This window comes from Streptomyces sp. NPDC102283, assembly GCF_044766265.1.
GTDB lineage: Bacteria > Actinomycetota > Actinomycetes > Streptomycetales > Streptomycetaceae > Streptomyces.
Genome location: NZ_JBIWLQ010000045.1, coordinates 1 through 10,613, shown reverse-complemented (window position 1 = coordinate 10,613; position 10,613 = coordinate 1). Strand labels below are relative to the sequence as shown.

General features: G+C 75.3%; 2 protein-coding genes. Both read left to right on the top strand.

The window, feature by feature from the left end:
- A partial coding sequence (locus ACIRJT_RS38665; protein WP_403919293.1) for an SDR family NAD(P)-dependent oxidoreductase occupies positions 1–3,954 on the top strand: 3,954 nt, incomplete at its 5' end.
- A gap of 85 nt (positions 3,955–4,039) precedes the next feature.
- A partial coding sequence (locus ACIRJT_RS38660) for a type I polyketide synthase (protein ID WP_403919290.1) occupies positions 4,040–10,613 on the top strand: 6,574 nt, incomplete at its 3' end.

The following is a 10,613-nucleotide window of genomic DNA, read 5'->3' as shown; positions in this document are numbered from 1 at the left end:
GGGGAGTCGGTGGAGGCCGCGGGTGTGGATGCCGCGGTGCTGGGGACGCTGCGGCGTGATGAGGGTGGTCTGGCTCAGGTGTTGCGTGCGGTGGGTCGTGCGTGGGAGTGCGGCCTGGAGGTGGACTGGTCGGGTGTGTTCCCGGGGGCGCGGCGCGTCGAGCTGCCGACGTACGCCTTCCAGCGCAACCGCTACTGGCTCGACGTTCCGACCACGAGCTGGGACGTCGCCTCGGCGGGTCTCGCCACGACCGGACACCCGCTGCTCGGTGCGGCGACGCAGGTCGCGGACTCCGATGAGCTGCTGCTCAGCGGCCGGATCGCGCTGGACACCCACCCCTGGCTCGCCGACCACGCGGTGTCGGGCATCGTCCTCTTCCCCGGCTCCGCCTTTCTCGAACTCGCGCTGCGCGCCGGGGCCGAGGCGGACTGCCCGGTGGTCGAGGAACTCACCCTCGGATCGGCGCTGGTGCTACCGGACGAGGGCGCCGTCCGCCTACAGCTCCGGGTCGCCGCGCCCGACGGCGACGGTCGGCGGAGGCTCAGCGTGTTCGCCCGTACGGCACGGGACGCCGACGCCCCCTGGACCGAGCACGCCACAGGCATCCTGGCACCCCGGCCCGCCGGGGATCCGGCCGCGGCCGGTCTGCTGAGCTGGCCGCCCTCCGGTGCCGAACCCGTGGACACCGGCGACCTCTACGAGCGCTTCGCCGAGGCCGGCCACCACTACGGCCCCGCCTTCCGCGGCATCCGTGCCGCGTGGCTCCGCGGCGGTGAGGTGTTCGCCGAGGTGGTGCTGCCGGAGCCGCAGCACGCCGACGCCGCCGGATGCGTGCTGCACCCCGCGCTGCTGGACGCGGCCCTCCAGATCGCCGCGCTGCTGCCCGACCAGGACGGTCGGGCCCGGCTGCCCTTCAGCTGGAATGGTGTGACCTGCGGGATCACCGGGGCCACCATGCTGCGCGTACGGCTCGCCGCCGACGCGCCGGAGGCCGTGACCCTGCACGCCCACGACCTGTCCGGCCGGCAGGTGCTCGGCGTGGAGTCCCTGCTGCTGAGGCCGCCGGCCGAGGGCGGGCCGCTCTCCGCGACCGCCCACGCCGACCTGCTGTACCGCCTCGACTGGACCCCCGCCACCGAACCGGCCGGCAGCGCCGCGCCCACCTGGGCCGCCCTCGGCGGTGCCTTCCCCGGCGTGGTGTCATGGCAGGACCTCGACGCCCTGGGGGCAGCCCTCGGAGCGGGCGCCACCCTCCCCGAGGTGATCGTGGCCACCGTCGCCACCGCCGACCTGCCCGACTCCGCCGATCGGGTCCGCGCCACCGCACACCGGGGCCTCGCCCTCGTACAGCAGTGGCTGGCCGACGAGCGGTTCGCAGCGGCCAGGCTGGCCCTGCTCACCACGGACGCGGTACGTACCGCACCGGTCGACCGTCCCGTCGATCCCGCCCAGGCCGCGCTGTGGGGCCTGGTGCGCAGCGCGCGGGCCGAGCACCCCGGGCGCTTCGTCCTCATCGACGCGGCCGGGACCGGCGAGCCGGCGGACGCCCTGACCGCGGCGCTCGCCGCCGGGGAACCCGAGCTGGCGCTGCGGACCGGCCCGCCGCTGCTGCCGCGCCTGGTCCGAGGCGGACGGCCGGACGGCACGCTGTCCCTGCCGGACGGCGCCGCCTGGCGGCTCACCACCGACGGCCGGGGTTCCCTGGAGGACATCACGGCGGAGCCCGCTCCCGCGGCCCTCGCCCCGCTGGCCAAGGGCGAGGTACGGATCGCGGTGCGCGCCGCCGGGCTGAACTTCCACGACGTCATCGCCACGCTCGGCCTGGACCCCGACCCCGAACAGCAGGGCTTGGGCAGCGAGGGCGCCGGAACCGTCATCGAGGTGGGCCCGGGTGTGGACGACCTGGTGCCCGGGGACCGGGTAATGGGGATCTTCGGGGGTGCGTTCGGCCCGACCGCCGTCGCCGACCGCCGTACCGTCGCCCGGATACCGGCGGGCTGGTCCTTCGCCCGCGCCGCATCCGTGCCGGTGGTGTTCCTCACCGCCTACTACGGTCTGTTCGATCTCGGCGGACTGCGGCGCGGGGAATCGGTACTGGTCCACGCCGCGGCCGGCGGTGTCGGTGCTGCGGCGGTGCAGCTCGCCCGGCACGCCGGTGCGCGGGTGTTCGCGACCGCCTCACCCGCCAAGTGGGACGTCCTGCGGGCCGGCGGGCTGGACGACGCACACATCGCCTCGACCCGGACCACGGACTTCGCCGAGAAGTTCCTGACGGCCACCGGTGGGCGGGGCGTCGACGTCGTACTCGACAGCCTGGCGCGGGAGTTCGTCGACGCCGGTCTGCTGCTGCTGCCGAACGGCGGCCGGTTCGTGGAGATGGGCAAGACCGACGTCCGCGACCCCGAGACGGTCGCCCGGCAGCACCCCGGGGTGCGCTACCGGGCGTTCGACCTGATGGAGGCCGGTCCGGAGCGTGTCGGCGAGATGCTCGCCGACGTCCTGGGCCTGTTCGAGCAGGGAGTGCTGCGTCCCCTGCCCGTCACCGGCTGGGACGTCCGGCAGGCCCCGGCCGCCCTGCGCTCGCTCAGCCAGGCCCGGGGTGTCGGCAAGAACGTCCTGCTGATGCCCGTTCCGCCGGACCCCGAAGGAACCGTCCTGGTCACCGGGGCCACCGGCACCCTGGGACAGCTCCTCGCCCGGCACCTGGTCGTCGCGCACGGCACCCGGCACCTGCTGCTGGCGGGCCGCCGGGGCGGCTCCGCCGACGGAATGCCGGAGTTGGTAGGGGAACTGACCAGGCTCGGGGCGTCGGTGACCGTCGCCGCCTGTGACGTCGCCGACCGCGCCGCGCTCGCCGCCCTGCTCGTGTCGGTGCCCGCCGTGCACCCGTTGACCGCCGTCGTCCACGCGGCCGGTGTCCTGGACGACGCCACGATCGCCGGGCTGACCCCGGACCGGCTCGACCGCGTCCTGCGGCCCAAGGTGGACGCGGCGCTGGCCCTGCACGAGCTCACGCGCGACCTCGACCTCGCGGCGCTGGTCCTGTTCTCCTCGGGCGCCGCCCTGTTCGGCGCGGCCGGGCAGGCGAACTACGCCGCGGCCAACGCGGTCCTCGACGCCCTCGCCGTCGAACGCCGGGCCGAGGGACTGCCCGGCCTGTCCGTCGGCTGGGGCCTGTGGGAGGAGCGCAGTGAGATGACCGCCGCCGTCACCGCGGGCCGGGGCGCCGGGGCGGGCGCACTGACCTCGGCGGAGGGCCTCGCCCTGTTCGACGCGGCGCTGGACTCCCCGTACGCCTACCGGCTCGCGGCCAGGATCGCCCCGTCCGTGCTGCGGGCGGACGACCGGCTGCCCGCCGTGCTCCGCGGCCTGGTACGTCCCGCCCGTACCGGCGCCGCCGCGGCACCGGCCCGCTCGATGGCGCGGCAGCTCGCCGAGCTGCCCGAGGCCGAGCTGTACCGGACCCTGCTCGACCTGGTGCGTGGCAACGCCGCGGCGGTGCTCGGCCACAGTTCGCCGGATCTGATCCGCTCGGCCCGCCCGTTCAAGGACGTCGGCTTCGACTCCCTCACCGGGGTCGAACTGCGTAACCGGCTGGCGTCCTCGACCGGGCTGCGGCTGCCGGCCGCCCTCGTCTTCGACCACCCCACCCCGGAGGCACTGGCACGCCACCTCGCCCAGCGGGCCACCGCCGCCCGCCCGACGGACGACGCGGCGGTCCGGGCCGGGCTCGACACCCTGGAGGCCCTGCTCGACGCCCTGCCGCCGGACGGCGTCAGCGACGAACTCGCGGCCCGGATAAGGGGAGTGTTGTCCCGCCCGCTGCCGAGCGGGATACCGGCCACCACCGCCCGCCCCACGGGCGACGCGGACGATCTGGCCCCCGATCTGATCGAGGCGGCCAGCGACGACGAGGTGTTCGACTACATCGACCGGCAGTTGGGATCCGCATGACCAGGGCACCGGCCCGCGCCGTCCCCGCCCCCCGCGCATCCCGAGACGAGCCCCGAGCATCCCGAGACGAAAGCAGCGGTGTCCAGTGAGCGACCAGAGGATGCGCGACTACCTCAACCGGGTGACCATCGACCTGCGGGACACCCGGCAGCGGCTCCGGGAGGCCGAGGCCCGTACGAGCGAGCCGATCGCGATCGTGGCGATGAGCTGCCGGTTCCCCGGCGGTGTCCGCACCCCGGAGGACCTGTGGGAACTGCTCGCCGGAGGCCGCGACACCGTCGCGCCCGTCCCCGGCGACCGGGGCTGGGAGACCGCCTGGCCGTCCGGCGGCACGGTCCCCGGGCAGGGGGCGTTTCTGGACGGCGCGGCGGACTTCGATCCGGACTTCTTCGGCATCTCGCCCCGTGAGGCGATCGCGATGGACCCGCAGCAGCGGCTGCTGCTGATGGCGTCCTGGGAGGCCGTCGAGCGGGCCGGCATCGACCCGCTCACCCTGCGGGGCAGCCCTACCGGGGTGTACGCCGCGGCCATTGACCAGGGGTACGCGACGCTGGGCTCCGGCGCCGCCGAAGCCGTTCAGGGGTTCCTGATGACGGGGAACTCGATGAGCGTGATGTCCGGGCGGGTGTCCTACGCGCTCGGTCTCGAGGGCCCCGCCGTCACCGTGGACACCGCCTGTTCGGCCTCGCTGGTGGCGCTGCACCTCGCGGCGCGGTCCCTGCGGGCCGGTGAGTGCTCGCTCGCGCTCGCCGGCGGGGTCAGCGTGATGGCACTGCCGGCGGTGTTCGTCGAGTTCAGCAGGCAGGGCGCGATGTCCCCCGACGGTCGCTGCAAGCCGTTCGCGGCGGCCGCGGACGGCACCGGATGGGGCGAGGGCGTGGGGATGCTGCTGTTGGAGCGGCTGTCGGACGCGCGCCGCAACGGCCGTACGGTGCTGGCCGTGCTGCGCGGCTCGGCGATCAACCAGGACGGTGCCAGCAACGGCCTGACCGCCCCCAACGGCCCGTCCCAGCAGCGGGTGATCCGGGCGGCCCTCGCCGACGCCGGACTGACCGCCTCCGAGGTCGACGCGGTGGAGGCGCACGGCACCGGGACCCGGCTGGGCGACCCGATCGAAGCCGACGCGGTGCTGTCCACGTACGGCCAGGACCGGCCCGCCGACCGCCCGCTGTGGCTGGGGTCGCTGAAGTCGAACATCGGGCACACCCAGGCCGCCGCCGGAGTCGCCGGGGTCATCAAGACGGTGCTCGCGCTGCGGCACGGCGTCCTGCCGCGCACCCTGCACGTGGACGCGCCCACCCCGCACGCCGACTGGTCCTCGGGCGCCGTCGAACTCCTCACCGAGGCCCGCGACTGGCCCGTCGTCGACCGGCCGCGCCGGGCCGGGGTGTCCTCGTTCGGCATGAGCGGCACCAACGCCCACGTCATCCTCGAACAGGCGCCGGAGCCGGAACCGGCCGACGGACCGGAAGCAGTGACCGACGGGCCGGACACCGTGGCCGGGCCGAGCGCGGGGGCCGGTCCGGCGCCCGGGTCCGGGCCGTCGGCGGAGCCGGCGGGCGCGCCCGGTGCCGCGATGCCCTGGGTGCTGTCCGGCCGCACCGCGTCCGCGCTCGGGGACCAGGCGGCCCGGCTGCGCGCCCGGCTCGCCACGGACGCGCCCGCACGGCCGGCCGATATCGGGTTCTCGCTGGCGACCACCCGGTCCGCCTTCGAACACCGGGCCGTGGTGATCGGCGACGGGCACCCCGCACTGCTGAACGGGCTCGCCGCCCTGACCGGACCGGGCACGGACCTCCCCACCGGCCCGGCCCTGGCTTCCGGCCTGGTCCCGGCTCCCGCCCCGGCCACGCCCGCTGACGTCGTCACGGGCACCGGCCGGGTCGTCGAGGGCCGGACGGCACTGGTGTTCCCCGGCCAGGGCTCCCAGTGGGCCGGCATGGCACGGGACCTGCTCGCCACCAGCCCCGTCTTCCGGGACCGCCTCGCCGCCTGCGACACCGCCCTCTCCGCCCATGTCGACTGGCGGCTCTTCGCCGTCCTTGAGGGCGCGCCCGGGGCGCCCTCCCTGGAACGGGTGGACGTGGTGCAGCCGGTGCTGTGGGCGGTGATGGTGTCCTTGGCCGCGCACTGGGAGTCCTGGGGCGTCCGGCCCGACGCCGTGGTCGGGCACAGCCAGGGAGAGATCGCCGCCGCCGTGGTGGCGGGAGCGCTGAGTCTGGAGGACGGGGCGAAGGTCGTCGCCCTGCGCAGCCGGGCCATCCGGGCGCTGGCCGGACTCGGTGGCATGGCCGCGGTGTCGCTGCCCGAGGACCGGGTCCGCGCCGCGATCGCCCCCTGGGCCGAGAAGCTGTCGGTGGCCGCCGTCAACGGGCCCGCCGCCGTGGTGGTCTCGGGGGAGCCCCGGGCCCTCGCCGAACTGCTCGCCCACTGCGCCGCACAGGGCGTACGGGCCCGGTCCGTACCCGTGGACTACGCCTCGCACTCGGCCCAGGTCGAACGGATCAGGTCCGAAGTGCTGGCCGCGCTGGCCGGCGTACGCCCTCTCCCGGCCCGGATCCCGTTGTTCTCCACCGTCACCGGCGACCGGCTCGACACCATGGCCATGGACGCCGACTACTGGTACCGCAACCTCCGCGGGACCGTCCGCTTCGACGCGGCCGTACGCTCCCTGGTCGAGCAGGGCCACGAGGTCTTCGTCGAGGTGTCGCCGCACCCGGTGCTGACCATGGCCCTCCAGGACACCGCCGAGGCCACCGGCGCCGCGGAGCCGCCCGTGGTCGTCGGCACCCTGCGCCGCGACGACGGCGGACTGCGCCGGGCCCTGCGCTCGGCCGCCGAACTGTGGGTGGCGGGCGCGGCCGTCGACTGGTCCGCGGTGTACGCCGGCACCGGCGCCCGCTCGACCGCCCTGCCCGGATACCCCTTCCAACTGCGGCGCTACTGGCTGGAGCCGGAGGCGGCGCCCGACGCCGGACCGGCCGCCGCCGACCCGCACGACACGGCCTTCTGGCACATGGTCGACCACGACGCCCCGGCCGAGCTCGCCGCCCACCTCGCCGTCGACGAGGACGCCCTCACCCCCGTACTGCCCGCCCTGCGGGGCTGGCGCAAACAGCGGCGAGACGAGAGCGTCATCGACTCCTGGCGCTACCGCATCGGCTGGCAGCCCCTGCCCGACCCGGCGGCCGCCGCCCCCGCCGCCGGCACCTGGCTCGTCGTCCTGCCCGCCGGACACGACGACGACGCACAGGTACGCGGCCCGCTGCTCGCACTCACCGAAGCGGGCGCCACCGTCGTCACGGCCGAACTCACGGCCGACGCCGTCCACCGCACGGACCTCGCGGACACGCTCGCCACCGCCCTCGGCGACCGCGTCCCCACGGGCGTGCTGTCCCTGCTGGCCGCCGCCGACCAGCCCCACCCGGACCACCCGGCCCTGCCCACCGGGACGGCACTCACCGTCGCCCTGGTGCAGGCCCTGGGCGACCTCGCCCTCACGGTACCCCTCTGGTGCGCCACCGCCGGGGCCGTGTCCACGGGCCCGGACGACCCGGTGACCCACCCCCGCCAGGCACTGGTCTGGGGCACCGGACTGGTGGCCGCGCTGGAACTGTCCGCCCGCTGGGGCGGACTCGTCGACCTGCCGCCGGACCTCGACGCCCGCGCCAGGACCCGGCTCGCCGCCGTACTGACGGCCTCCGGCCCCGGCACCGACGGCGTCGGCCGCGAGGACCAGATCGCCCTGCGCCCCACCGGCCTCCTGGCCCGGCGCCTCCGGCGCGCCCCCCGGAGCGGCGGCCGTGCGAAGCACTGGAAGCCCCGCGGCACCGTCCTGCTGACCGGCGGCACCGGAGCCGTCGGCCCGCACCTCGCCCGCTGGCTGGCCCGCAGCGGCGCCACCCACCTCGTCCTGCCCGGCCGCCGTGGCCCCCAGGCACCCGGCGCGGCCGAACTCGCCGCGGAGCTGGCCGCCCTCGGCGTACGGCTCACCCTGCCTGTCTGTGATCTGGCGGATCGTCAGGCGGTGGCGTCGCTGCTCAGCGGCCTGGAGGCGGCGGGCGACCCGGTCGCCGCAGTCGTCCACGCGGCCGCCTTCGTAGCGCTCGCTCCCCTGGACGGCACACCGATGTCCGCGTTCGAACAGATCGTCGCCGCCAAGGCCGCCGGCGCCGAACACCTCGACGCCCTGCTCGACCGCGAACTCGACGCCTTCGTCCTGTTCTCCTCGATCGCCGGAGTCTGGGGCAGCGGCGACCACGGCGCCTACGCCGCGGCCAACGCCTACCTCGACGCCCTGGCCCAGCACCGCCGGGCCCGCGGCCTCACCGCCACCACCGTCGACTGGGGCATCTGGCAGGCCGAGAACCCCTGGCAGGACCGCATCGCCGGAGAGGACGCCGACCTGTTCAAACTGGAGCAGCACGGTCTGCCCCGGATCGACCCCGATCTCGCCGTCCACGCCCTGCGACAGGCGCTGGACGACGACGAGACCGTACTCGCCGTCGCCGACGTCGACTGGGAGCGGTTCGCCGCCGTCTTCACCTCCACCCGCCCCAGCCCGCTGCTCACCGGCATCCCCGAAGCCCGCCGCGCCCTGGAGGCCGCGACCGGCGACTCGGAGGCACCCGCCGCCGCACTGCTGCGCCAACAGCTCGCCTCCCTCGGCGAATCCGAGCAGCACCGCCTGCTGCTCGACCTGGTCCGCACCCACGCGGCAGCCGTCCTAGGCCATCCCACGGTGGACGCGATCCGGCCCGGCAGGGCCTTCCAGGACATGGGCTTCGCCTCCCTCACCGCAGTCGAACTCCGCAACCGGATCAACACCGCCACCGGACTGCGGCTGCCGTCCACCCTGATCTTCGACCACCCGTCGTCCACCGCGCTCGCCCAGGAGATCCGCGCCGAACTGCTCGGCCGGCAGGCCACCGAGCCGCGCCCCTCCGCCCCGGACCTCTCCGGTCCGGACGCCGCCGCGCACCCGCCCGCACCCGACGACGAGCCGATCGCGATCGTGTCCATGGCCTGCCGCTTTCCCGGCGGCATCGGCACCCCCGAAGACCTGTGGCGCCTGCTCGCCGACGGCGGCGACGCCGTCTCCGACTTCCCCATCGACCGGGGCTGGGACATCGAAGCCCTCTACGACCCCGACTCCGACCGCCCCGGCACCTCGACGACCCGGCGGGGCGGCTTCCTGCACGACGCGGCCGATTTCGACGCGGAGTTCTTCGGCATCTCGCCGCGCGAGGCCCTGGCCATGGACCCGCAGCAGCGGCTGCTGCTGGAAACCACCTGGGAGGCGATCGAACGCGCCGCCATCGACCCGACTGCCCTGCGAGGCAGCCCCACCGGAGTGTTCACCGGCGTCAACTACGCCGACTACGCGGCCGTCGTCGCCCGGTCGGAGGAAGGAGACGGCCACCTGCTCACCGGCAGCGCACCCAGCGTTGTATCCGGCCGGGTCGCCTACACCCTGGGTCTGGAGGGCCCCGCGGTGACCATCGACACCGCCTGCTCCTCGTCACTCGTCGCCATGCACCTCGCGGGCCGGGCGCTGCGCGGCGGCGACTGCTCCCTCGCCCTGGTCGGCGGCGTCGCCGTGATGGCGACCCCCGGCGCCCTCATCAGCTTCTCCCGCCAGCGGGGACTCGCCGAGGACGGTCGCTGCAAGGCATTCTCGGACGACGCGGACGGCATGGGCATGGGCGAGGGCGTCGGGGTCCTGCTGCTGGAGCGGCTGTCGGACGCCCGGCGCAACGGACACCCGGTACTGGCGGTGGTACGCGGCTCCGCTGTCAACCAGGACGGCGCCAGCAACGGCCTCTCCGCCCCCAACGGCCCCTCCCAGCAGCGGGTGATCCGTGCGGCGTTGGCGGACGCGGGGCTGGTGTCGGCCGAGGTGGACGTGGTGGAGGCGCACGGCACCGGCACCACTCTCGGCGACCCCATCGAAGCGCAGGCGTTGCTGGCCACGTACGGCCAGGACCGGCCCGCCGATCGTCCCCTGCTGGTCGGCTCCCTCAAGTCCAACCTGGGCCACGCCCAGGCGGCATCGGGTGTGGCGGGGGTCATCAAGACGGTGCTGTCCATGCAGCACGGGCAGGTGCCCCGAACCCTGCATGTCGGCAGGCCCTCCAGCCACGTCGACTGGACGCGCGGAGCGCTGGTTCTCGCGACCGAGCAGCAGCCCTGGCCGCCCCACGGTCGCCCTTTCCGGGCCGGAGTGTCGTCCTTCGGCCTCAGCGGCACCAACGTCCACACCATCCTCGAACACACCCCCCTCGAAGACGACGGCCCGACGGCCGAGGGCACCCCCTTGCCGGCCGTGCCCTGGCTGCTGTCGGCCAAGAATCCGCGGGCACTGCGCTCCCAGGCCGACCGCCTACGCCGCCACCTGGACGGCAGCCCCGTACCCGACCCGCGCGACATCGGGTCCGCCCTGCACGCGCGCACCGCCTTCGAGTACCGGAAGGCACTGATCGGAGACCGGGACCAACTCCACACTCTGCTCGGCCGGATGGCCGACGACGACTCCGGAGGGTGGGACGGCGGTCGGACGGTCGAGGGTCGTGTGGTGTTGGTGTTTCCGGGTCAGGGTTCGCAGTGGGTGGGGATGGCTGCGGAGTTGCTGGGTGGGTCGGGTGTGTTCGCGGGGCGGA